General features: G+C 37.1%; 24 protein-coding genes. 21 read left to right on the plus strand and 3 right to left on the minus strand.

The window, feature by feature from the left end; genetic code table 11:
• Positions 1-11 precede the first annotated feature (11 nt).
• The 11 genes from MKY94_RS08605 to MKY94_RS08655 all read left to right on the plus strand — a co-directional run bounded on the left by MKY94_RS08605 (position 12) and on the right by MKY94_RS08655 (position 13,122).
• Positions 12-275, plus strand: a complete 264-nt coding sequence (locus tag MKY94_RS08605) for a DUF3886 domain-containing protein (RefSeq protein ID WP_144537015.1) — start codon at positions 12-14, stop codon at positions 273-275.
• A 431-nt stretch (positions 276-706) separates the two neighbouring features.
• The gene (locus MKY94_RS08610) at positions 707-2,377 is read left to right on the plus strand and encodes a hypothetical protein (RefSeq protein WP_144537013.1); all 1,671 of its coding nucleotides are present in this window, start codon (positions 707-709) and stop codon (positions 2,375-2,377) included.
• 14 nt (positions 2,378-2,391) lie between these two features.
• Positions 2,392-3,630 (plus strand): DegT/DnrJ/EryC1/StrS family aminotransferase, encoded by a 1,239-nt coding sequence (locus tag MKY94_RS08615; RefSeq protein WP_342578485.1) that lies wholly within the window; start codon positions 2,392-2,394, stop codon positions 3,628-3,630.
• Positions 3,631-3,643: 13 nt separating this feature from the next.
• Positions 3,644-5,452 (plus strand): hypothetical protein, encoded by a 1,809-nt coding sequence (locus MKY94_RS08620; RefSeq protein WP_342578487.1) that lies wholly within the window; start codon positions 3,644-3,646, stop codon positions 5,450-5,452.
• Positions 5,453-5,464: 12 nt separating this feature from the next.
• Positions 5,465-6,529: a prolyl oligopeptidase family serine peptidase gene (locus tag MKY94_RS08625; protein WP_342578489.1), complete on the plus strand. Its 1,065-nt coding sequence runs from the start codon at positions 5,465-5,467 to the stop codon at positions 6,527-6,529.
• A 75-nt stretch (positions 6,530-6,604) separates the two neighbouring features.
• A complete protein-coding gene (locus tag MKY94_RS08630) occupies positions 6,605-8,038 on the plus strand; it encodes an extracellular solute-binding protein (RefSeq protein WP_342578491.1) in 1,434 nt (477 codons plus the stop codon).
• A gap of 131 nt (positions 8,039-8,169) precedes the next feature.
• Positions 8,170-8,685: a hypothetical protein gene (locus MKY94_RS08635; protein ID WP_342578493.1), complete on the plus strand. Its 516-nt coding sequence runs from the start codon at positions 8,170-8,172 to the stop codon at positions 8,683-8,685.
• 67 nt (positions 8,686-8,752) lie between these two features.
• The gene (locus tag MKY94_RS08640; RefSeq protein WP_342578495.1) at positions 8,753-9,397 is read left to right on the plus strand and encodes a YesL family protein; all 645 of its coding nucleotides are present in this window, start codon (positions 8,753-8,755) and stop codon (positions 9,395-9,397) included.
• A gap of 163 nt (positions 9,398-9,560) precedes the next feature.
• Positions 9,561-10,493, plus strand: coding sequence for an ABC transporter permease subunit (locus tag MKY94_RS08645; RefSeq protein WP_342578497.1), 933 nt, complete (start codon positions 9,561-9,563; stop codon positions 10,491-10,493).
• A gap of 63 nt (positions 10,494-10,556) precedes the next feature.
• Positions 10,557-11,429, plus strand: a complete 873-nt coding sequence (locus tag MKY94_RS08650; protein WP_342578498.1) for a carbohydrate ABC transporter permease — start codon at positions 10,557-10,559, stop codon at positions 11,427-11,429.
• Between the two features lie 67 nt (positions 11,430-11,496).
• The gene (locus MKY94_RS08655) at positions 11,497-13,122 is read left to right on the plus strand and encodes an extracellular solute-binding protein (RefSeq protein WP_191697437.1); all 1,626 of its coding nucleotides are present in this window, start codon (positions 11,497-11,499) and stop codon (positions 13,120-13,122) included.
• Positions 13,123-13,212: 90 nt separating this feature from the next.
• Here the strand turns inward: MKY94_RS08655 and MKY94_RS08660 are convergent, their stop codons facing one another.
• Together MKY94_RS08660 and MKY94_RS08665 are read right to left on the minus strand one after the other, a co-directional pair.
• Complete coding sequence (locus MKY94_RS08660; RefSeq protein ID WP_342578499.1) at positions 13,213-14,466, minus strand: MFS transporter; 1,254 nt, start codon at positions 14,464-14,466, stop codon at positions 13,213-13,215.
• 19 nt (positions 14,467-14,485) lie between these two features.
• Positions 14,486-15,073 (minus strand): ArsR family transcriptional regulator, encoded by a 588-nt coding sequence (locus MKY94_RS08665; RefSeq protein ID WP_342578500.1) that lies wholly within the window; start codon positions 15,071-15,073, stop codon positions 14,486-14,488.
• A 199-nt stretch (positions 15,074-15,272) separates the two neighbouring features.
• Between MKY94_RS08665 and MKY94_RS08670 the strand changes: the two genes are divergently transcribed.
• Positions 15,273-15,812 carry an AAA family ATPase gene (locus MKY94_RS08670; RefSeq protein ID WP_151110208.1) on the plus strand — a complete coding sequence of 180 codons (540 nt, stop codon included), beginning with the start codon at positions 15,273-15,275 and terminating at the stop codon, positions 15,810-15,812.
• Positions 15,813-16,050: 238 nt separating this feature from the next.
• Here the strand turns inward: MKY94_RS08670 and MKY94_RS08675 are convergent, their stop codons facing one another.
• On the minus strand, positions 16,051-16,947 hold the full coding sequence (locus tag MKY94_RS08675; RefSeq protein ID WP_342578501.1) for an aldo/keto reductase: 897 nt from the start codon (positions 16,945-16,947) through the stop codon (positions 16,051-16,053).
• A 68-nt stretch (positions 16,948-17,015) separates the two neighbouring features.
• Between MKY94_RS08675 and MKY94_RS08680 the strand changes: the two genes are divergently transcribed.
• The 9 genes from MKY94_RS08680 to MKY94_RS08720 all read left to right on the plus strand — a co-directional run bounded on the left by MKY94_RS08680 (position 17,016) and on the right by MKY94_RS08720 (position 24,198).
• Entirely contained in the window at positions 17,016-17,558 is a 543-nt protein-coding gene (locus MKY94_RS08680) for an NUDIX hydrolase (RefSeq protein ID WP_151110205.1), read from the plus strand.
• 56 nt (positions 17,559-17,614) lie between these two features.
• Positions 17,615-18,082, plus strand: a complete 468-nt coding sequence (locus tag MKY94_RS08685) for a hypothetical protein (RefSeq protein ID WP_151110203.1) — start codon at positions 17,615-17,617, stop codon at positions 18,080-18,082.
• 85 nt (positions 18,083-18,167) lie between these two features.
• On the plus strand, positions 18,168-18,608 hold the full coding sequence (locus MKY94_RS08690; RefSeq protein WP_144536985.1) for a Fur family transcriptional regulator: 441 nt from the start codon (positions 18,168-18,170) through the stop codon (positions 18,606-18,608).
• A gap of 188 nt (positions 18,609-18,796) precedes the next feature.
• The gene (gene xerD / locus MKY94_RS08695) at positions 18,797-19,696 is read left to right on the plus strand and encodes a site-specific tyrosine recombinase XerD (RefSeq protein ID WP_151110202.1); all 900 of its coding nucleotides are present in this window, start codon (positions 18,797-18,799) and stop codon (positions 19,694-19,696) included.
• 72 nt (positions 19,697-19,768) lie between these two features.
• Complete coding sequence (deoB, locus tag MKY94_RS08700) at positions 19,769-20,947, plus strand: phosphopentomutase (RefSeq protein ID WP_151110201.1); 1,179 nt, start codon at positions 19,769-19,771, stop codon at positions 20,945-20,947.
• Positions 20,948-20,962: 15 nt separating this feature from the next.
• Positions 20,963-22,267, plus strand: coding sequence for a pyrimidine-nucleoside phosphorylase (locus MKY94_RS08705; RefSeq protein ID WP_342578502.1), 1,305 nt, complete (start codon positions 20,963-20,965; stop codon positions 22,265-22,267).
• Positions 22,268-22,620: 353 nt separating this feature from the next.
• On the plus strand, positions 22,621-22,977 hold the full coding sequence (locus tag MKY94_RS08710; RefSeq protein WP_144536977.1) for an anti-sigma factor antagonist: 357 nt from the start codon (positions 22,621-22,623) through the stop codon (positions 22,975-22,977).
• Positions 22,967-23,413 carry an anti-sigma F factor gene (gene spoIIAB / locus MKY94_RS08715; protein WP_144536974.1) on the plus strand — a complete coding sequence of 149 codons (447 nt, stop codon included), beginning with the start codon at positions 22,967-22,969 and terminating at the stop codon, positions 23,411-23,413. Before MKY94_RS08710 ends, spoIIAB begins: the two co-directional genes overlap by 11 nt.
• Complete coding sequence (locus MKY94_RS08720) at positions 23,413-24,198, plus strand: SigF/SigG family RNA polymerase sporulation sigma factor (RefSeq protein ID WP_144536972.1); 786 nt, start codon at positions 23,413-23,415, stop codon at positions 24,196-24,198. The genes spoIIAB and MKY94_RS08720 overlap by 1 nt, the downstream gene beginning before the upstream one ends.
• Position 24,199: the final 1 nt, after the last annotated feature.

Genomic DNA, 24,199 nt, shown 5'->3' on the forward strand with positions numbered 1-24,199 from the left:
TAGGTGAAAAAATGGCTAAAAAAAAGCAAAAAAGACATCAACAGCCGCAAGCTAAATCCTCTTCTGTAAAAGAAGAAGGTAATGCTCTTTCAGATCAGCTTTCTATGGATGTTCTTGCTAAGTTAAAAGAAACGAAGAAACAGTTAGTGACAGCTGAACAAGAAAGAGAAGAGGAAAGACAGGCACAGCTTGCTTTTGAAAAAAAACAAAAAGAAAAGAACAAAACCTTTGAAGAGCTACTCGATGAGTATGGCTTTGGTGGTTCTAAGTTCTAATTGAAGACCTATTCACCCGCAAAGGTGAATAGGTTTTTTTATTAGATAAGGAATTTTAAAAAATTAGCATAGGGCTATTTGATAAGTAGAATATTATTTTTCCTTCATCTTTAGAGCAGACAATCCTCTCAATAAGTAAAAGAAAATAATTAAAACACATTTTTTTTTGCTTTTATGCTGAAATCGGTCTGTTTCCTAGAAGCAGCAGTTTACGACAATAACTGTGTAAATTACTACAATGGAGCCTTGTTTTACGGCAATCTCACTCTCATTTGAAAATCCAATTTCCAAAAACAAAAACTCGATTATAAAAAATATATAAAATTTTCAAACAATTAATTGATAAAAATATCCAATTATACTATGATTATCATAACAATATAATAGACATGTAATATACCTGTCTGTTCCTATAGAGGAGTGACCATTCAATGAAAATGGCAAGGCTGGGGGTTCTTTTAGATAGAGAGGAAGCAGAGAAGCAATGGGGGAGGGGAAACAATGTTTTTGAATGTTATGTTTATGAAATTCTCGACCATTTTAGACTCCCTTATCAAAAAATAGATAGTTTGGAACAACTTAATTCCTTTGATTTATTGATAGTCGCTCAATGCCCGGATACTGAAGCTGCTCAAGCAAAAATACTAAACTATGTAGAGTCTGGGGGAATTGTGATTGCATATGGTGGGCTAAATAATCTGAAGGATAAGCTAGGATTTAAAAGTCAACATATTTCCACTGCAGGCTATGCAGAGCTTTCGACTTTTCTCAATCAACAGACCCCTCTTCGATATCTTCAAGCGGAACCTTGGATCTATGAAGGGAAAGAGTTATCGTACAGCCAGTTAGGGACATTGATAAATGAGGATGCGTATGCACTACAACGAATTCAGCACGGAAAGGGTTCTATTGAGCGTTGGGCGGTTCCTATACCACAAACGATCGTTGCTATGCAGCAAGGAACTGCTCCAGTAACTTTAGATGGCATTCCAGCACCAGATGGGAGTGCAAATCTTGATGAGGATATATTAAAGGCAGATGATGGCTTCGAGCTAGATTGGGATTTAGATAGAAGCTTTACCCAAACAGGAATGCCGTATTTTCCTCATCCTTATGCAGACTTATGGAGAGAGGTTATTCTAGAGCATCTTGTTAAATGTGCAATGGATAAACAACTTACGATTCCTCTTATTGATTATTGGCCAACTGACGTGAAGCATATGGCTATGATCTCTCATGATAGTGACCTTAATGTTGATGAATCAGCACAAATAACGCTAGATACACTAAAATCAGAGAATGTGCAATCCACTTGGTGTATGATTGCGCCTGGTTATAATGCTTCTATTTATGAGCAGATAAAAAAAGATGGTCATGAACTAGCACTCCATTATAATGCGCTTGAGCAGGATGATGGCATCTGGTCGCAGGAAGCCTTTGAAGCACAGCTTACATGGCTACAGCAATCTACAAAAGTTGAAAATATAATTTCCAATAAAAATCATTATACGAGATTCGAAGGGTGGGGAGAATTTTTTATATGGTGTGAGAAATATGGGATTGAAGCAGATCAGTCCAGAGGGCCAAGTAAAAGAGGAAATATAGGATTCCTATTTGGAACATGCCAACCTTATTTTCCAATCGCTTGGGCCGATGAAAAAAATCGACTATATGACGTGTTGGAGATTGGCTTCCTGACGCAGGATTTAAATCATAATACATTAGCTGATGCAACGGTCATTGAACCGTTTCTTGAAGGAGTAAAAAGAGTGAATGGAGTGGCCCATTTTCTATTTCATCAAATTCATATTTATCAGCAGCAACCTGTTCGTGAAGCTATAGTCCAATTAATCCATACTGCAAAGCAGCAAGGCTTTTCGTTCTGGACCAGTAAGCAAATTAACAATTGGGTAAGAGGAAGACGAAAAGTAGAAATCATAGGTATTTCCGATTTAGGTGAGATCGAGCTTAAAGGGAATATATATGAGGATAAGTTAGTCGTTCTTTTGCCTGTTTCGGCTGAAACTTCACAAACGGTCAAACGTTTTGGATTGAACTGTAAAATTGCTTCGATTGCCAATCACATCTTAAAAGAAGCTTAATGTTGGAGGGGCTTATGATGAAAAACAATACTTTAGCAATATTTGGTGGCCAACAAGTAAAAACGACTCCTTTTGGTACTGGTAAGCGCTTTGGCTTAGATGAAGCGACGGAGCTGCTTGAAGCATTAGAGCAGAATACTCTTTTTTATCATTTTGGCAACAAGGTCAAGAAATTTTTATCCGATTTTAATGAAATGTATGGAGTAAAGTATAGTGTTGCAACCTCCTCGGGTACTGCTGCGCTTCATGTAGCCTTAGGTGCTGCTGGAGTTACAGTAGGTGATGAAGTAATCACAAGTCCGATAACAGACCAAGGTACCGTTATCGGAATTCTGTATCAAAACGCTGTCCCGGTGTTTGCAGATTTGGAGCCACATAGCTATAACCTAACAGCTGAATCTATCGAACGAGTAATTACACCGAAAACCAAAGCAATTATCGTCGTTCATCTTGCTGGCAACCCGTGTGACATGGAACCAATCATGGAGCTTGCTAAAAAACATAAGATAAAGGTGATTGAGGATTGCGCCCAAAGTTATCTAACCACATACAAAGGACGTTTGACGGGAACAATTGGAGATTATGGGTGCTTCAGTACAAATGATTTTAAGCATATATCTACTGGTGATGGCGGAATTGTTACTATTAATTCTAGTCAAGAGGAAGATTACTACACAACACATGCTTTTGCGGACAAAAATTATAAAAGACAGGAAAAGTCAGTTATAAGGGATATCGAATACTTGGCACCAAATTATCGAATGACAGAGCTACAAGGTGCAGTTGGTATAGCTCAATTAAAGAAGCTGGAATGGATTTGTACGAGAAGAAACAAGCTTGGAGAACAATTGACCGTAGGAATACAGAATACGAAGGGCATTCATCCAATGAAAATTACTGAAGGTGGATGGTGTAGCTACTGGTTTTATATGTTCACCCTGGACTCGGAATCTTTGAAATGTACACGTGAAGAATTCTCGGCGGCACTATTAGCAGAGGGTATACCAAACTCACCTGGGTACATACCACAGGTTCTGTACGCTCAAAGTTTATTTCAACAAAAGCAGGCTTACTTAAATAGCCATTATCCTTTTGACCAAGGTAACTATGATTATGCTATTGGAAGTTGTCCGAACGCGGAAAGAATTTTGCAGAATGCAATTCGACTAGATATCAATGAGTTTTTTGAGAACAAAGATATAGAGGATATGATTACGGCGTTAAATAAAGTAGCAGCCCATTATCGTGTGTAAGGGAGAGGTCTTTATGTATAATAAATTTATAGATCATGGGACTCCTATTGACGCGGAGGAAGAGCGAACTGCTGCCTTATGTACGAAGGAGGAGGGCACTAGATTTGTTATTGCTTCAAAGGGGTTTGTATTAATAGTTGACATAGACATGGGTAGTTCCAAACAGGTTTTTTTCCCAGAGGGAAATAAAGAATATCCTTTTGCTTCCTTTAGTAGTAATGGGCTATTTTATACAGGTGCAGGAAATATGCTGCTGGTGTTGGACCCGTTCTTGGAACGCTTCATAGATTATCAAATGATTGAAAATGAAGAAGAAATTGTTGGATTTAGTTTTGCGGAGGATTTAACAGGTAACATTTTTTTTACCACCTATCCACAATGTTTTTTACTATCCTATAATCCAGAAACGAAGAGTGTCATGGATTACGGCTCCATGCATTCACAAGAAAAATATCCAAGTAGTCTTGCAGTTGACGAATATGGCTGGGTATATATTGGAGTAGGTACAGAATTCAAGGACATAATAGCCTTTCATTTAAAAACAGGCAATAAAAAGAATCTAATTCCCTCTTCCCTTAGGCAAAAGGGTTCAGGTTATGTTTACCTTGGCACAGATGGTTTTGTCTATGGGCATATGGAGGCATCAGATATGAGGGATGTATTAACAGCTTCACAGTGGTTAAAGTTCTCAGAGGGTGAATTTCAGACTGCTAATTATGTTGCACCATCTTATTATGGAGGAGCTGGATTTCAAAAAATACACCATTATCAAGAAGCATCCTATGAAATATTAAGCTACAGTCTATCGGAAAGATATGTAGAAATTGTAGAAAAGAAAACTGGAGTTCATACAACCATTCAGCTAAATTATCAGTCGGATGGAGCTGAACTCTCTACTATTTATCTCGATATATCCGGATACATTTATGGAACATCCATGCATCCTCTACAATTTTTTCAATTTGATATATCTAATAACTCCTTTAAAAATTTTGGTGCACTAGAAAAGGGTGGCGGTGGAAATATTTGTGCCTATGCCTCCCAGGGCGATTTACTTGTGGGAGTAGCTTATGCTGGTGGCAAGCTTTATGTTCATAAAATGAATCAGAAATCAGAAGAACCTACTAGCCCTCGCTTAATTTTAGAGGAGGAGCATATTCATCGTCCACGATGTGCTCTTGCCACGAGCGATAAAAAAGAGATCGTATGGGGTGGATTTCCAGGTTATGGGGTAGTTGGCGGTGCTTTAGCGTTCTTTCATATCGAGACAGAAAAACATACCGTAGTTCCTAATAATAAGATTTTACCCTATCACAGTACGATCTGTCTTAGCGAGCTAAGAAACGGGGATCTCGTTGGTGGAACTAGTGTAGAAGCCCCAGGAGGAGCCGAGGTCAAAGCGCAAGACGCCAATTTGTATGTGTTAGATAAAAAAACAAAACAATTGAAGTATAAATTTGCTCCCTATAAAGGAACACGAGAAATCATCTCTATTTATACGGATAGTTATGATTACGTTCATGGAGTGACGGAGAAAGGTTTATATTTTGTATGGATGCCGTCAACCAACACAATTATTACTGAAAAGAATCTCTCTCATTATGGGGAGCCTATTCGCTCTTGTTTCGTGTTTGATGAGCTCACTCAATCTCTTTACTGCCTGATGAGTAAAGGACTCTTCGTGAAGAATATGCAATATCCAGGCACTGAAATTTTGTTAGTTGAAGAATTGCCCACAAAGGCGAGTAGCGGAATTGCTCTCTATCAAAAAAGAATTTACTATGGGAGCGGCAGTCATTTGTATAGCGTAAGTCTAGATTGATGGAGGGCAGGAATGTATACATTAACTACTTTAAATCAACAAGGGGCTTCATCCCTTTTACACGAAATAGGAAGTAAAGAAGACTGGGAGAAAAAGAGAAGTCAATTAGAAAATACATGGCTTGAATGTATTGGAGGAATCCCGCCATTAGTAAAAACGCAGTTTGAACTATTCTCATGGGAGACATTTCCTGAATACTATTTTCTAAAAGTAAGGTATGCTACGTTTTTTGGAGATACTGTGCCGGCAAACCTGCTACTGCCACGAGAGGTTAACTCAAAAAATCTGGCGAGTAAGAACGATGCCTTGGAAATCTTATATTCGGATAAATTACAGCATCCAGCAGTGATCGCCTTACATCCTACGAGTGAAGTAGGGAAAGACGATGTAAGTACGCCAGAAGGTAGAGAAAATAGACAATATGGACTTGAACTTGCCAAGAGGGGATATGTAGTTCTTGCACCTGATACTATTACAGCAGGAGAACGGGTTCTAGATATCGAAAAACCTTTTCAAACAGCAACCTTTGATAGGCAACATCCTAATTGGTCGGCTGTGGCGAAGATGATTATTGATCACAAGCAGGGAGTTAGTCTGTTAGAGAATTTTACTTGCGTTGATAGCACTAGAATAGGTGCTATTGGCCACTCTTTAGGAGGCTATAATAGCTACTTCTTAGCTGGAGTTGATCGAAGAATAAAGGCAGTGGTTTGTAGCTGCGGGTTTTCAACAATTGCTGGGGATCCAGAACTGCATCGATGGGGTAAACGAGAATGGTTCAGTCATATACCAAAGCTAAGTGAATACATAAATGAGGGTAAAGTTCCTTTTGAGTTTACGGAGATAGCGGCATTGGTCGCACCAACCCCTTTTTTTATGTGGATGGGGCAAAATGATTATATATTCCCACACTGGAAGCCGGCTGCACAAGGCTTGAATGATTTGAACTCCTTATATCGATGGTTAGAACAAGGGGATCGAATTAAAACGCTTATTGGAAACTCTGATCATGATTTTCCAAAAGAAATTAGACAAATGGCTTACCTATTTTTAGATAGGTGGTTAAAGGAAAAGTGATACTATCAACCTTCCACATGATATTAAGTATTTATAGTTAATTTGGGCCGATTTGAGGCAGGGGAGTTGTATGCATTGCTAAAAAGAAAAAGTGACTTTGAAAGTCGTTATAACAAGTTTATCCATGAGGTAAAGCAAGAAATAATTACAGGAAAGATTAAGCCTGGAGAATTTATCCTTCCAGAAAACACTTTGAGTAAAGAGTATGAGCTTAGCCGAGTATCCATACGAAAAGCATTAGCAGAACTAGTGGACGCAGGCCTAATAGAAAAAATAGCTGGAAAGGGCAACCGAGTTACATTGCCCTGTGAAACACAGAAGCAAACGATTACACTTGGATGGTTTTCCAACTCTTACGAAATAGAGACAATCCGTCAGATTATTAGTCGATTTGAAGAGCTTAACCCATATATAAAGGTAAATCTTGAAGTTTTGCCGAATAATCAGTATGTCTATAATCTTTCACAAGCCTTTAAGCATGGAAATGGTCCAGATGTTTTTATTGTTTCGGATTATCATTTTAGACAATTGATGGATTCAAATCGTTTAGACCTGCTAGAGCCTTATTTACCAGCACATCTTGATTCGGAGAAGGATAGCTATCATCAGATTTTTGATATGTTTACTACGGAAGGTAAAATTCATTTGACGCCATTCGTCTTCTCGCCAGTAATGATTTGCTATAATAAGGACATTTTTAAAAAAGCGGGGATAACGGAAGAATTTTTAATAAAGGATTGGGAGGATTTATTGCATATTTCTCAGCAGGCTACTAATGAAGTTAGTGAGGATAATCTTATTAATGAGTATGGATTTTGTTTTTCCTCTTCTACAAACCGTTGGCCAGTATTTCTTCTGCAAAATAATGGACGTTTTATCGGTTCCGATGGTTCTCAGCCAGTGATGAACAGTCAAGAGAATATAGAGGCGCTTGAGTTTTGTGTAGATTTGATGTATAAGCATCAAGTTTCTCCAATATTTTCTCATGGTAGCAATGACCTCGCAGAAAACTTGTTTATGCGTGAAGGAGCTGCAATGATTCTAACCACCTATTATTTCATGAATGAATTTAGGGACCATAAAATACAGTGGGACGTAATTCCCCCTCCCAAAAACAAAAAGTCTGCCACCCTGTTACTAGGTGGTGCTTTGGGTATCAATGTGGACAGTACGATGAAGGAGTCTGCACATGCACTTATTGATTTTATGGTTGGTGAGGAAGCGCAGAAGCTTATAAAGAAAAATGGCTGTACGATTCCAATGCTTCGGACTGTGGCAGAAGATAATAGTCTTTTACAGACTGGGATTCATCCGGAACACTATAATGCATTTATAGAAACGATGCCAAATGCTGTAACTATAAAGGATTTAAATCTGACTGTTGAAGAATTTGAATTAGTTGAACGAGAAATGCAATTCCTATGGGCGAATATGGAAAAATCACAGGATACGTGTCAAAGAATTCAAAACCTACTAGAAGGAAAAAATTCCTTAGTAAAAAATAGTTAGTTTTTTTATGAAACGGCAGGTAGGTTAATTGATTTCTTTTTTATCTATGCCTCCGAATGTAATAGTAAGGTAAACAGTTTGTTGGGGCTGCAATTGAATTGCGATATTTCTACGAAAGGAGGAGAAAAAGCATGAAATTAGCCTTGCTTAGTCCTCATGCCCCTCAAGTCGGTTTTTATTATAACTTAACTAAAACAGAATCTCACTTAGTGTTTAAGATAGACCGAGCAATAGAACAAAAGGTAGACTATTTATTTTTTCCTAAAGAGGAACAGATTAGTAGAAGAGCTTTAATTCATGACAAGATTACATTTTTAGGTAAACAGGCTTGGATAACTTTCCTGAACAATGAAATGTATCCATCCAAGTTTTCTATTAAAGGTGCAAGTTCCCTTGAAATAGAAGGGAATCATTTTTGTCATGTGAGCAACGATGCCAATATTTCAGTATATTTTTACGAAGCTTCCGTATTGATTATGTTAGAGGTAAAAGAAGATACTACAGTTTCACTAAAAATACCGAGGCCAATTCAAATTTTGATAAATGGTAAAGAGACTATAAAGGCACAAGGGATTTGTGGCTTCCAAAATGGAATGCTTAAGTTAAAACTAGAAAAAGGTCAATATAGCGTGGCGGTTACGCTATAAATAAGTCTTTTCTATTATAAATAGATGGAATATTTCGTGAATCTTATAAATATAAGAGGTGTTTGGTATGGAACTGACAGGATGGAGAGGTACATTATATCGATATATGGACTGGGGGATGAAACTTGCTTATGTAAATATCCTTTGGTTAGTTGGAACGGTCATAGGGCTGGGGATTCTAGGATTTTTTCCAGCTACTGTTGCAATGCTTACCATTATTCGTAAATGGAGCAATGGGGAAGAAGATATAAAGTCCTTTACACTCTTCAGAGAAATCTATAAAAAAGAATTCCTCAAATCTAATCTATTTGGTTACATATGGGTTATTATTGGCATCATTCTTTTTGTAGATTTACAATTTTTCCGTAGTTTGCCTAACATAGCTGCTTTAATAGCTTCCTTTTTCTTTTTTATACTAGGGGTCATTTATTTGATTGCTCTATTATATGCGTTTCCACTCTATGTTGGTTATCAGATGAAGCTAATACAATACTTTAAAGATTGTATTTATATTGTACTTTCCAACCCATTATTTGCAATATTCATGGTTTTAGGATTTTATTTTCCTTATTATTTAATGATGAAGATACCTGGACTAATCCCTTTTTACGGTGGAAGTTTAATAGGTGTTGCTTTGATTTTTATCTCTAATAAGATGTTTCAAATCATAGAATCTAAGCAGAAGCACAATATTAATACGGCGCACAAATAATTTTAGAAAAATATTGAATAATTGTAAAATTTAAACTAATATTATTATAAATACAGGTATTATACAGGTAATCAATTTGGCGAATCAGTATAAAGGAAAGGGGAAATAAGTTATTGTAACTAAAAATAAGAACATAGAGACAGTTGTACCTCCAGTAACTGAATTGAAGAAAAACCCCAAGCCGTCCAAGAACAATTCCATTAAACAAAAATTATGGAGAGATCGCTATTTATTGTTACTTCTTTTGCCGGGGGCATTATATTTTTTAATCTATCGATATATTCCTATGGTCGGTATACTTCTTGCATTTAAGGATTATAGTCCCTTTATAGGGTTTATTGATAGTCCTTGGGTAGGGTTAAAATACTTTCGATTAATATTTGAGGATGCTGAAGTGGTGCAAGTTATATGGAATACACTACAAATTTCTCTACTACAAATTGTTTTTGCTTTCCCAATCTCAATTATTCTTGCCCTCATGCTAAATGAGTTAAGGAACCAACTTTATAAAAGGTTTCTTCAATCAATTGTTTATATGCCACACTTTCTTTCGTGGGTAGTAGTTGTTGGTATTACAGTTATTTTTCTTCGAAGTGAAGGTTTGGTGAATAACTTTCTAGTAACCTTTCTAGATATAAATCCTATTCCTTTTTTAACTGATCCAGCTATGTTTAAGCCCATTGTTATCCTTCAAGTAATATGGAAGGAATCTGGGTGGGGAACAATATTGTTCTTGGCCGCCTTATCAGGAATCAGCCCTCATCTGTACGAGGCTGCAGTTATGGATGGTGCAAGTCGAATGAGACAGATTTGGCATATTACTCTACCTGCATTGAAAAGTACGATTGTCATTCTTCTAATTCTTCGCCTAGGAAATGTAATGGATAGCGGTTTCGAGCAAATCTTTCTGATGTTAAATCCCTTCAACATGGAATCTGGGAACGTGCTCGACACATATGTATACTTCAAGGGAATACAACAGGCTAATTTCAGCTTTGCTACCGCCGTTGGCTTATTCAAGGGAATTATTGGATTAATATTAGTAGTACTTGCAAATAGGCTAGCAAAACGCTTTGGAGAGGAAGGTTTATATTGATAGATTGATAATTTAGGATGATGAGACTATGAAGTAAGGTCTCATTTGATAGGGGGTATGTTAATGTTCAGATCTTCAGGAGAAAAAGTAATGGATTTTTTTAATGGAACGGTTCTTTTAGTTATTGCTGCTGCAATGCTATTTCCATTTTTATATATTTTCTCAGTTTCTTTTTCCAGCGTCAGTGATGTATTAAATAGCGATTTCCTCATATGGCCAAAGGAATGGGTGACTGATGCCTATACGTATATACTAGGTTCTGATCAATTTGTTAGGTCCTTATTTGTGACAGTTTATATTACTGTAGTAGGAACCTTTGTTAACCTATTGTTTACAACCACTATGGCTTACTCATTAACTAGAAACATTTTGGGTCAGCGTACAATTCTTTTTCTAGTTTTATTTACAATGCTTTTTTCAGCGGGGATGATTCCGACTTATATCGTTGTAAAGGAAACAGGATTATTAAATTCCCTATGGGCACTTATAATCCCTGTTGCAATCAGTCCTTTTAATTTGATTATTATTACTCAGTTTTTTAAGGGCATTCCTGAGGAACTAACTGAGGCAGCGCTAATAGATGGTGCAAATGATATTCAAATATTTACTCGTATTATCTTGCCTTTATCTAAGCCGGCATTGGCGGCGTTTGGTTTATTTTACGCGGTAGGTCATTGGAATAGCTATTTTTCGGGAGTTCTCTATTTAAATGATCCTGCAAAATGGCCGATTCAAGTAATTTTAAGGCAAATCGTTATTGTCAACGAACCTAATGCTGCACTCGGTGGGCATGCAGCCATGCTTGAAAATTTACCACCTCCAGAAACGGTACAGATGGCAGCTATTTTGTTAGCCACCTTACCAATTTTGATAGTCTATCCTTTCTTACAAAAACACTTTGCTAAAGGAGTGATGCTTGGATCTGTCAAAGGATAACTTTCTATTGTAATGACATCGCAGATTTTTTTCACCAGCCAACAAAAATAGTAACGGAGGGGTTAATGTGAGAAGTAAGCAGTGGTTTTATGGTTTTATAATTCTTATTATTGGTCTTGTTTTAGTAGCTTGTACCGATGAAAATGCCCAAACTGAACCAACGAAAGAGCCTGCAGATGAAACAAAGACTGAAGAAGGAAATAAAGAGGAACCTAAAGTAGATCCTTTTGATCATACAGAGAAGTATACAATTACAGGGATGACATTCCGTTTTGGAGATCCGCCACCACTAAAAAGTCCAGGACTTGATATGATCAACGAGCGCTTCAATGTAGACTACAAGCCAGAAATTATACCTCAGGGAGATTACATTGAAAAGTCTTCTGCTATAGTAGCATCCGGCTCTATGCCAGATTTAATCGGTTTTCCAGGCACAGATACACGCTTTTATCAATGGGCGGAACAGGGAGCGTTCTTGCCACTAGATGATTATCTTAAGCACTATGACACGCTAGGAAACATTCCAGACTATGTCTATAACTCTTTTAAGGTGAATGGCAAAATATATGGTATTCCTCGTTACTCTCAACCATATCCTGTAACGCCAGTTATTCGTAAGGATTGGTTAGATAAGCTTGGCTTAGAAATCCCAACAAACTATGAAGAATTAGAGAAAGTTGCAATTGCCTTTACGAAGGAAGATCCAGATGGTAATGGTAAAAATGATACTTATGGGGTTGCAATTGGAGAAAATATTAACCCGAACTTTAACATGGGAACATACTGGGATTTTAATGCATGGTACCACCAAGACGAGGAAGGCAATTATATCCCAGGTATCATTTCTGAAGGAAGAAAAGATTTAATCCAATTCTTCGCTAACCTTTATAAAGAAGGGGCGATGACAAAGGATTTCGCAGTACTTGATTGGGCTAGTACAAACACTGAGTTCTATTCTGGCAAGGCTGGAATATTTGTTGGTGGCGTTTCAGGTATGTCAGAGGCTTACTTTGAGGGATTATTAGCAGCAAATCCAGACGCTCACTTAGTAGCAATTCCTCCTTTTGAAGCACCTGATAAATCAAAAGGCTTTACTATTGGATCTGGCTATTCAGGAATACTAGCACTTAATGCAAAAATGGCTGGTGATGAGGGTAAGATTTTCCGTGCATTAGAAATGGTAGACTTCGGGAAGAAATTCTATCCAAGAGACACAAAAAATCCAGACAATGCGGATTTCGATTTCTATTTAGGTGGAGAAGGAAAAGGATATAACATGGAAGACGGGCAGGCTGTTCAATTGCCAAACTTCTCATCAGATGGGCTTTCTCCTTCAACTTATTTCTTAGACAATCGTGAGCAAGTACCAACAGATGCAAATATCACATATGCTGATGACTACAAAATGCCAGAGATGAAGGAAATGGTTCAATCTCTACAAGAAATGTTTGAAGCCAATAAATTATATGTGGATCCATCATATGGGGTTATGTCTCCAACTAACCAAGAAAAAGGTACAGATCTAACTCAGTTCATTATGAACGAGCAATCCAAAATGATTGCTGGCCAAAGACCGATTTCTGATTGGGATAGCCTAGTAGATGAGTACATGAAACGAGGTGGAGAAGCAATCATCAAGGAAACAAACGAAGGTATTAAAGCAAAAGGCTACACAGAAAGAGAATGGAAATAATCTCAAAGTAAGGGCTGCCTCAAAAGTTTACCAGACTTTTGGGGCAGCTCTTTTTTATAGCTTTCCATAAGGACCATTTATCTTCAAACACTAATTTACTTCTTTTATTACTCTTGAATTCAACGTAAATATTATAGAAATAATTACTATTAAAATGCCACATAAAAGCATAATGTTCGAAATTGTTATATTCAACATTAGTGCTAATGAAACAAACCCATAGGAAAGTGGGACAAGACCATTAGATGAGGCATTAATAAGGCTCATTACTCTTCCCATTTTTTCTTCATCACATTGCTCTTGAATAAGGGAGACTAGTGAAACATTAATTATCGAGGAAAGGACTCCCATCATCAAAAGTAAGATAATACCTTGCCAAACTGCTTCGATTTGACCAAGTAAAGATAAGAGAAGCCCCAGGATGGAAATGATTAGTAATACTATTAGTCCTCTTTTCTTTCTTAAGTTAAGTAAACCTACAATAATGGCACCGACTAACATTCCACCTTGGTAAGAACCTTGTAAAAAGCTTAAATCTAACGGCACTCCATGGATCACTTTGTCTACTAGAAGTGGTATGCCCATGAGAAGCGGACCGAAAAAGAAAAAGTTAATGACAACTAGAACAAACAACATACTTTTAAGGAAGGGTATCTTCCAAACATAGGAAAACCCTTCTTTTAATTTCTCTTTCGTGGTATCCATTTTCGTAGAATTTTGTTTACGATTATCTTCCTTTATGAATGCGGAAAAAACAAAAGTCAAAGTTAAAAAGAATGCGATTAGCGAAAATAAAATACTAAAAGATCCTACAGTAAGTACCCATCCACCAATCATTGGCCCAGAAAACATAGCAATTTGGTTTGAGCTTTGGATAAATGAATTTGATCTTGTAAGAAGATCTTTGGAAACTAGGTTAGGAAGTAACGATGTATTTGCTGGAGAAAAGAATGCATCTAATACTCCAAATAATAATGCAAAGCAAATTAGAGGCCAGAATTCAAGAATATCCATTCGTAGAAAAAATACCATAATTATAACCAAAACACATCTTACTAAACTTGAAACAAGCATAATTTGAGATCTTTTATAGCGGTCTGCATATACTCCACCAATTGTCATAAAGATGATACGTGGTAGCATAGTTACCATCATTACAATTCCAAGGGCACTTTCTTTATTTAGAACCTTGATGATATACCATTGCTCCGCAAATAAATAAGTAGATAGTGCTAAAAAAGAGGTTGTACTTGATAACCATAAAAAAACAAATGCTCGATTTCTTAACAAATTTGAAGAAAGGAATTCATTCTTGTTTTCCCTTAACACTTGCTCTCTACTCAATAGATATACTCCTTTTACCTTATGGTTTGTTTTTAAAGATAGGTTCTTCAATCTGAAATGCTGTGGTCATAATATAATAGTTTTGCTGTTCAAGGTCTGTATCTTTTTCAAGCTCATCTAGTAGCTCTCTATACTTCTGAGTAAATTCGAGGAATTTGTCTTTACTTACTTTTACTTCTTTTTGAATAGAGAGTTTAGGCCATTCTTCAACATTTGACGAATTTAATTCAAAGGATTTATCAGGTGCAGTTAAAACTCTGGTCTTAGCACGATCAATTACCTCCAAATATGACTGTCTAGTAGCCTCTTTTGCTTCCACGTAACTTAATAGGTTATCGGCAGGGATGAACCCCTTTGCTACAGCTTGGTAAAACTTTAGAATATTTCCTCCGCGTTCTTCCTTTCTTACAAGCTTAATGATTTGGTGCTTCTCCAGTTCTCGAAGATGATAAAGAATTTTTGCTCTAGATAAGTTGAGTTCCTGGGCAAGCATATGTCCTGTGTGGGGTTGTTCGACTAGTAGCATCAGCATTTTAGTACGTAACGGATCACTAATAACCTTTAACTGTTCGTAGCTTTCAATTATAAAAATGGATTTTTGCTGCATTTAAATTCTCCTTTTTAACCGGTTAATATTTATTAACTGTAATCCATTATGTAATAAATGTAAATAGATGTAACGTGTTTTTATGTAAAAATAAAAATATTTTGAAATTTTGACGGTAAGAATATAGACGATACTATATTAAGAGAAATTATTGGGTTAGAATGGATAGGGTGAAAATGGAAAATGGGGTGAAATAATAATGAAAATACATATTTTAGGTGCGTCAGGCTCAGGCACTACTACTTTGGCTCAAGCATTATCAGCTGTTCTTCACAATACACATTTGGATACGGATGATTATTTCTGGTTAACAAAATATACGGAAATAAGGGAAGTAGGAGAAAGAAGATATCTACTAAAGGAAGACCTAAATAAGTATGAGAGCTCTTTTTTATCAGGGGCATTATGTGGTTGGGGAGATAACTTCAAATCTTATTTCGATTTGGTCATTTTTTTGTCGATTCCACCAAATATTAGATTAAAAAGATTAGAGAAAAGAGAGTTTGAAAGATACGGGGATGAAATATATGTAGGTGGGCCTAAGCATGATCAATATAAGAAGTTTATTGAATGGGCGTCCTTATATGATTACGCAGGTTTAGAAGTGAGGAGTAAAGCTTTACACGAACAATGGATGGATTCGTTAAACTGCCCGATATTGAGAATTGAAGGAGATTATTCAGTGGAAGAACGAGTACATCTTACAATGGACTTCTTGCGCGATAACGGTAGTTTCTAGTTCAACGTCCCGTATTTTAAAATAGCTCATAGATTTCTATAATAACCAACTAAATTGCTTCAACACTATGTGAATTACGACAAAGTATAGCTTATTTACTACAATCATTAGCTGAATTACTACAATCCTTAGTTAATTTACTACAATCAGCTCAAATTTTACGACAATACAATATCATGCTCGGTAAGACATAAAAAGCCCCTAAGTAAAGTTCCTTCAGGGGCTAAAATCTTTGTTTTTATATTCGATGCTCAGTATATTTATCTTTTTTTGTAATTTCAGCTGCTTTTTCTAGTATTTCTATTGAAACCTTGGATTTATACGCTTCTATAGTTTCCATTAGTTGCTCTTTAGAGCTTGCTCCAACGATTGCAGCACCATTTTGAAGCACATAACGAAGGGCAATCGCATTTAGAGGTATGTCTAATGCTTTAAGCTTAACTAATGTGTCTAATAGTTCTTTGTTGGAGTAGGAGAGGTAATCTCCAGCCTTTTTCGCTCGAATTAGACCTTCATCTTCCGTCAACAAGCCCTTTGCAAGTGAGCCCCTGCTGAGTAGTGTAGTATCGCTTTGCTCCAGTAAGGAAAGCCATTCCTCCGGTCTTCTATCTAGTAAACTATATTGCATCATAACTGAAACTGCAGAGCTTTTATTCAAAAATCGATTGATAACATTTGGTCGAATAGAAGAGATGCCGTATTCCCTAATTAGGCCATCTTTTTTGAGAGATTCCATTGTGTCGATAACCTCATCCACGTTGTCTTCCATTGTTCCCCCATGGAGCTGGTATACATCGATATAATCTGTTTGGAGACGTTTTAAGGAGTCATGAATAGCTTTTTGAATCCATCCTTTAGAGGCGTCCCAATGCCAGCCATCACCATTTTCATTTGGTCGATTACCAACCTTTGTTGCAATGATTACCTCTTGTCTATGAGATTTAAGAAGGCTCCCTAGCATTTTTTCATTTTCGCCCTGATCATATAAATCTGCAGTATCATAATAAGTAATGCCATGTTCTAATGCGGTTTGAATAATCTTTTCTGCTTCTTCAAGATTTGATGGCAGTGACATACATCCAAGTCCAATTTCTGAAATCGAAACATCACTTTTTCCTAATTGTCTTTTTTCCAAGATTATCACTTCCTTTCTTACATGTTACAATGAGAACTAGGTAGATTCAAATAAGAGGGAGCGAAACAATGAAAAAATTTGAAGAAAAAACAGTGCAGACCAATCTTGAATTTTCTGGACGAATCATAACCTTACAAGTGGATGAAGTACTATTGCCTAATGGTAAAACAGCTAAAAGGGAGATTGTTAAGCACCCTGGAGCAGTGGCAGTAATAGCTGTGACAGACGATAAAAAGATTATCTTGGTAGAACAGTATAGAAAAGCTTTGGAACGCTCTATTATTGAAATACCAGCTGGCAAAATTGAACCTAATGAGGCACCTGAGCTAACGGCATTGCGAGAGCTAGAAGAGGAGACAGGTTACACCTGTGCTAATATGAAATTTATCCAATCATTTGCCACATCACCAGGCTTCGCTGACGAGATTATTCACCTTTATATGGCAGAGGATATTGTAAAAATGGAACAAGCATCTGCCTTAGATGAGGATGAGTTTGTGGAACTATTGCACGTATCACTTGAGGAAATGGAACAAATGGTAATCTCTCAGCAAATATTTGATGCTAAAACAGCATTTGCATATATTTGGTTAAAAGATTACTTAAAATGAAGCATGTTTGAACCTAGTACAAGCATAAGATGAAAATAGATAGGGGGGATTCCAAGTTGAACCAGTCTTATACTATTTTCATTTCACTATGCGTACTAGTTTTGAGTTTTGTTGGTGGATTAATATTATTCGAAAGAAGTTCACCAGAACAGCAGCAATGGATCATCAACCTTTTGGATGCAAGAGTCTTACTTGAAGGGCCACCTAGTTTTTTAGAGACTATCTTTCCTCATTTGATGATTGCAGTCGTGTTTTTTCTGTTTTATCAGCATCGGTATTTGCAAAAGTTTACATTAGTTATTTGTGCCTTCAAAATAACCTTTTATGGCTTTTGTTCAAGTTATTTACTACAGACACAAGAAACTACATTCCCGTATGTTTTCTGGTGGTTTCCTTTTCAACTAGTTTACTGCATTCTACTTTTGGCTTTGGCAAATCGGGTAAATCTCTTTACACTTGCCTTCTATATAATTACTATTATAATAGAGTTTATTCTTTTACCATTTATAGTATATAATATTTAGTATTAAATAATAATTATTATTATGTGAATGGCTTGTAATGAGAAAACACTTCTTGGTATAATAGTGGTAGTTAAGGAGGCGTCATATGGAAAGCCGTATTGATCGTATTAAAAAACAATTATCTGGTGCGGGCTATAAACTGACGCCACAGCGTGAAGCCACAGTTCGAGTATTGCTTGAGAATGAAGAAGATCATTTGAGTGCGGAAGATGTTTTCCTACTAGTTAGAGAAAAATCTCCTGATATAGGGCTTGCGACAGTTTATCGTACATTAGAGTTATTGAACGAATTGAATGTTGTAGATAAGATTCAATTTGGAGACGGCGTATCACGCTATGATTTGAGACAAGAGGGCGCTGCTCATTTCCACCATCACCTTGTTTGCATTGAATGTGGAGCTGTGGATGAAATTCAAGAGGATTTACTCGAGGATGTAGAGGAAATCGTCGAAAAGAAATGGAACTTTATCATAAAGGATCATCGACTGACTTTCCATGGGATTTGTCATCGTTGCCAAGATAAATAACCAGAAAGGATAGCTATTATATGCTATCCTTTTTTTAATAGTTAAAAAAGGATATGCTGTTACTAAATTACTTATCTAGGTTCAGCGTTATAGCGCGAGGTTAAATGAAAAAGCTCCAATGATTAGGGAAATTACCCTTCCCTTTTTTGCAGCTATCAGCATAGATTTTTTAAAAGGAGATTTTAAATTTGAAAGAAGGCCTACTTCATTTAGAAGACTATTTACATTTCCTGCGTATTGAAAGACAGTTAGCGGAAAACACTTTAATTTCGTATAAAAAAGATTTAACGGACTATTTAAAGTCTGTTTATGAAAAACAGCATTTGCAGAGTTTAAGTGATGTAGAAAGACAGCATATTATCATCCATTTAAGAGATTTAAAGGAGAATGGTAAGTCTGCAAGAACAATTTCTCGTCATATATCATCTATTCGATCCTTTCATCAATTTCTATTGAGAGAGAAAGTGGCAGCGAATGATCCGACTATTCATTTAGAGCTGCCCCAGTTGGAGCAGAAACTCCCAAACTTCTTGTCAGTAGAAGAACTCAACAGTCTTCTTGGAAGTATCAGTGTGTCCAAGCCACAGGGTGTTCGAGATTTGGCTATGTTTGAACTGATGTATGCAAGTGGTATGCGTATAAGTGAATGTCTAAATCTAAATCTCGAGGATTTACATTTGTCAATGGGCTTTGTTCGTGTATTTGGAAAAGGCGGGAAGGAACGTATTATTCCACTTGGAGGAGCTGCGTTGCGAGCATGTAGTAATTATATTGAAAATGCTAGGCCGCAGTTACTTAAACAGGAACGTACCGACGCAATATTTATCAATCAGCGTGGCAAACGTTTAACAAGACAGGGTATTTGGAAACTACTAAACAAACATGCCCTTATGGCTGGTATTAAAAAAGAAATTACGCCTCATGTACTAAGGCATTCCTTTGCTACTCACCTAATTGAAAATGGTGCTGATTTAAGGGCAGTGCAGGAAATGTTAGGGCATGCAGATATTTCTACAACACAGATTTACACTCATGTAAGCAAGAAAAGATTAAAAGAAGTTTACAAACAATATCATCCTCGTGCATAATGTCAGAGGTCTGACATTTATTTTTGAGGAATTTTTGGTACACTAATATAGAACAAGTAGGAGGTACTATTCATGGAAAAATTTAAGCGTATACATGTTATTGTTATGGATTCGGTAGGAATTGGAGAAGCACCTGATGCAGCAGCATTTGGTGACGTAGGCTCACACACGCTGGGTCATATCGCAGAAAAGATGAATGGCTTAAACATGCCAGAAATGCAAAAGCTAGGATTGGGTAATATTGAACCAATCAAAGGAATTGCTCCAGCAGAAAAACCAGCAGCTTATTTTGGTAAAATGCAAGAAGCTTCTGTTGGAAAAGACACGATGACAGGTCACTGGGAAATCATGGGCTTAAACATCGACAAACCTTTTAAAGTGTATCCTAACGGCTTCCCAGCGGAATTGATCGCTGCTTTAGAAGAAAAAACTGGTCGTAAAGTAATTGGGAACAAACCGGCAAGTGGTACGGAGATTTTAGATGAGCTTGGGGAAGAGCATATGAAAACAGGGGCAATCATTGTATATACTTCTGCAGACCCTGTTTTGCAAATAGCTGCTCATGAAGAAATCATACCGCTAGAAGAATTATATCGAATTTGTGAAATCGCTAGAGAGCTTACTCTGTCGCCTGAATTTTTAGTGGGACGTATTATCGCACGTCCATTCATCGGAGAGCCAGGAAGCTTTGTGAGAACTTCTAATCGTCATGACTATGCATTGAAGCCATTTGGTCGCACTGCAATGAATGAATTACAAGACGCTGGTTTAGAAGTTATGGCAATTGGTAAGATTAATGATATTTTTAATGGAGAAGGTATTACTTCAACAGTTAGAACGAAAGATAACATGGATGGCATGGATAAATTTATCGAGACATTGGCAATAGACTTTACAGGTATCAGCTTCTTAAATTTAGTAGATTTTGATGCTTTATATGGTCATAGAAGAGATCCAATTGGTTATGGTAAAGCACTTGAAGAGTTTGATGCTCGCTTGAAGGAAGCGCTTCCTAATCTCACAGAAGATGACTTATTGATTATCACTGCCGATCACGGTAATGATCCAACGATGCCTGGAACAGACCACACGCGTGAATATGTTCCTTTAACAGTTTATTCGCCTAGATTCACAGAGGTAAAAGAATTGCCTTTACGCATGACATTTGCAGATATCGGAGCAACCATTACTGAAAACTTTGGTGTTAAACCAACAGCTTTTGGTGAAAGCTTCCTATCCTTATTAAAATAAAGGACGTGTATGACAATGAGAATGAATGATATTATCGAAAAGAAAAGAGACGGCCAAGCTTTAACAAAAGAAGAAATCAATTTCTTTATTGAAGGCTATACAAACAATTCAATCCCAGATTATCAAGCTAGTGCTTTACTAATGGCCATTTATTTTCAGGATATGAACGATGAAGAACGTGCTAACCTAACAATGGCTATGGTCAATTCTGGTGAGCAAATAGACCTCTCTGCTATTGAAGGAGTTAAGGTTGATAAGCACTCTACCGGTGGAGTTGGTGACACAACTACATTAGTCTTGGGTCCACTAGTTGCCGCTTGTGGCGTTCCAGTAGCTAAAATGAGCGGACGTGGCCTTGGACATACAGGTGGAACAATCGACAAACTAGAGGCGATTGATGGTTTCCATGTGGAGTTATCTTCCGAGCAGTTTGTTAAACAGGTTAATGAAATCAAAGTAGCAGTAATCGGGCAAAGTGGTAACTTGACACCTGCTGACAAAAAGCTCTATGCATTGCGCGATGTTACCTCTACTGTAAACAGCATTCCACTGATTGCTAGCTCAATTATGAGTAAAAAAATTGCAGCAGGAGCAGGTGCAATTGTTTTAGACGTTAAAACTGGTGACGGTGCCTTCATGAAAACAACTGAAGATGCTCGAAAGCTTGCAAAAGCAATGGTTCAAATCGGTAATAGTGTAGGACGTCAAACAATGGCAATTATTTCTGATATGAGCCAACCACTCGGAAGAGCGATTGGAAATGCCCTAGAAGTACAAGAAGCAATTGACACACTAAAAGGCAAAGGTCCGGATGATTTAACTGAGCTATGCTTAACTTTAGGTAGCCAAATGGTAGTTGTAGGAGAAAAAGCTGATACTCTGGAAGAAGCCCGTGTAATGCTACAAAAAGCAATCGACGATGGTTCTGCACTAGAAATCTTCAAGCAATTTATCAAATGGCAGGGTGGTAACGAAAAAGTTGTAGATGATACTGCTCTATTACCAAAGGCAGATTTCATCTTTGAAGTGTCTGCTAAAAACGCGGGCTACGTAACTTATATGGAGGCAGATGAAATTGGTACTGCTGCCATGCTATTAGGTGCTGGTAGAGCTACAAAGGAGTCTGAAATCGATTTAGCAGTAGGTATAATGCTAAACAAAAAAGTAGGAGACCATGTAGATGAAGGCGAATCACTGGCTACTATTTACGCGAACTCTGAAAATGTCCAAGAGGTTATGAATAAATTACACGAAAACATTCATATCGAAGCAGAACGAAAAGAAGCACCACCATTAGTTTATGAAATAATTACAGAATGATATTTGTATTAGAGCGACCTTGGTCGCTCTTTTTTTTGTTGGCTATTTTAAAGTTGGTTGTTTTCAGATTATCTTTTATACAACCTAGTATTTCAACACCATATATTCAGTGAGTAAAAGATTTTAAAGAGTACAGGCTTGAATTTGCCCTTCCATAGACATCTCGTAAAAGTTAATAAAAACTTTTACGAGATGTCTATTTTTTGATTAAAAATTGTTGAATATTCCCATACTAAATGTGTATAGCCCATTTGTCGAAAATCTTCTAAATTTCGATGATTTCTTCTACTTTTGTCAGGCGCAAAGGATTATAGAATTCTATGTGGAATTGCGCTTTATGAGGAGGCGATTTTATGAAACATGATGTTGAAAAAGTAGGAGACGAAATTGTAATTATTCGATTGAAAGGTGAGCTAGACCATCATAGCACTTCTGAAATAAGGAATGAGATAGTACCAATGATTAAAAATGGCTCTATTAAAGTACTAGTTTGGAATTTGAAAGATTTAAATTTTATGGATAGTTCAGGTATAGGACTAATTCTAGGTAGAATGCGAGAGCTAGCGCCAATTGATGGTCAAACAATTATAGTTAACCCGTCACCAACGATGCGTAAAATTTTTCAGTTTGCAGGTTTAAGCCCGTACATCTACAGTGAGTCAGAAATTGAAATAATTTCAAAGTTAGGGGGAATAGTTTATGGACAATGAAATCACATTATCTTTTATTGCCAAAAGTGAGAATGAAGCATTAGCGAGAATGGTGATGTCTAGTTTTATCTCAGCAATTGATCCGACAATTGAGGAGCTTTCTGAATTTAAAACAGTTATCTCAGAAGCTGTAACCAATGCTATCGTGCACGGTTATGAAGAGGATGGCGTAGGCAAGATTGAAATTCATGCCGAAAGAAGCGGAAGAGAGATTGTGGTCTCCATCGTTGATTATGGGCGTGGAATACAAGATGTGACACAGGCGAGAGAGCCTTTATATACTACCAAGCCTGAGCAGGAACGCTCTGGAATGGGCTTTACGATAATGGAAAGCTTCAGTGACGACGTGGATATTTACTCCATTCCTGATAGGGGGACAACCGTTACTATCACGAAGAAATTTGTACCAATTCAAGAATCATGTAGGATCGTCTAATGATGAACAACAAGCCAACTATTTTACTGACCCAAGAGAAAATGAGAGAACTTATTGCCTTGTCGCAGGAAGGGGATAAGTTTGCCAGACAGCAAATGATAGAAGGAAATACAAGATTGGTTTGGTCTATTGTTCAGCGCTTTGCTTCTAGGGGGGCAGACCTAGAGGATTTATTTCAAATTGGATGTATTGGTCTTATGAAATCGGTTGATAAATTCGACTTGTCCTATGAGGTAAAGTTTTCTACGTATGCAGTTCCTATGATTATTGGAGAAATACAGAGATTTCTTAGAGATGATGGAATGGTGAAGATAAGTCGATCAATACGCGAACTAAATTTTAAAATTCGTCATGCTACAGACGATTTTCTTAAGACTCATGAACGGCAGCCAACCATTTTAGAGCTAGCAAGTATATTAGAGGTTTCAAGAGAAGATATAGTCATGGCCACGGACGCTTTAAGAGATCCCGCTTCCTTGCAGGAGCAACTCTATGAAAACGATAGTGGTGATGCTTTAACCTTGATGGACCAAATGAGAGATGAGCGTTCAGAAAAGTCATTTGATCATATTCCTCTGAGAGAATTGGTAGAAAAACTAGAAAAACGAGAACAGATGATTATTTATCTGCGTTATTACCTAGACTGTACTCAAAGTGATATTGCTGAAAGGTTAGGTATATCCCAGGTTCAGGTGTCAAGGCTAGAGAAGAAGATATTGACACAGTTAAAGAGCTGGCTAGTACCTGTTGGTAGTACCGCTAATACAAAAGCTAGAGATAGGTGAT

Origin of the sequence: Psychrobacillus sp. FSL K6-2843, from assembly GCF_038626375.1 — a bacterium.
GTDB lineage: Bacteria > Bacillota > Bacilli > Bacillales_A > Planococcaceae > Psychrobacillus > Psychrobacillus faecigallinarum.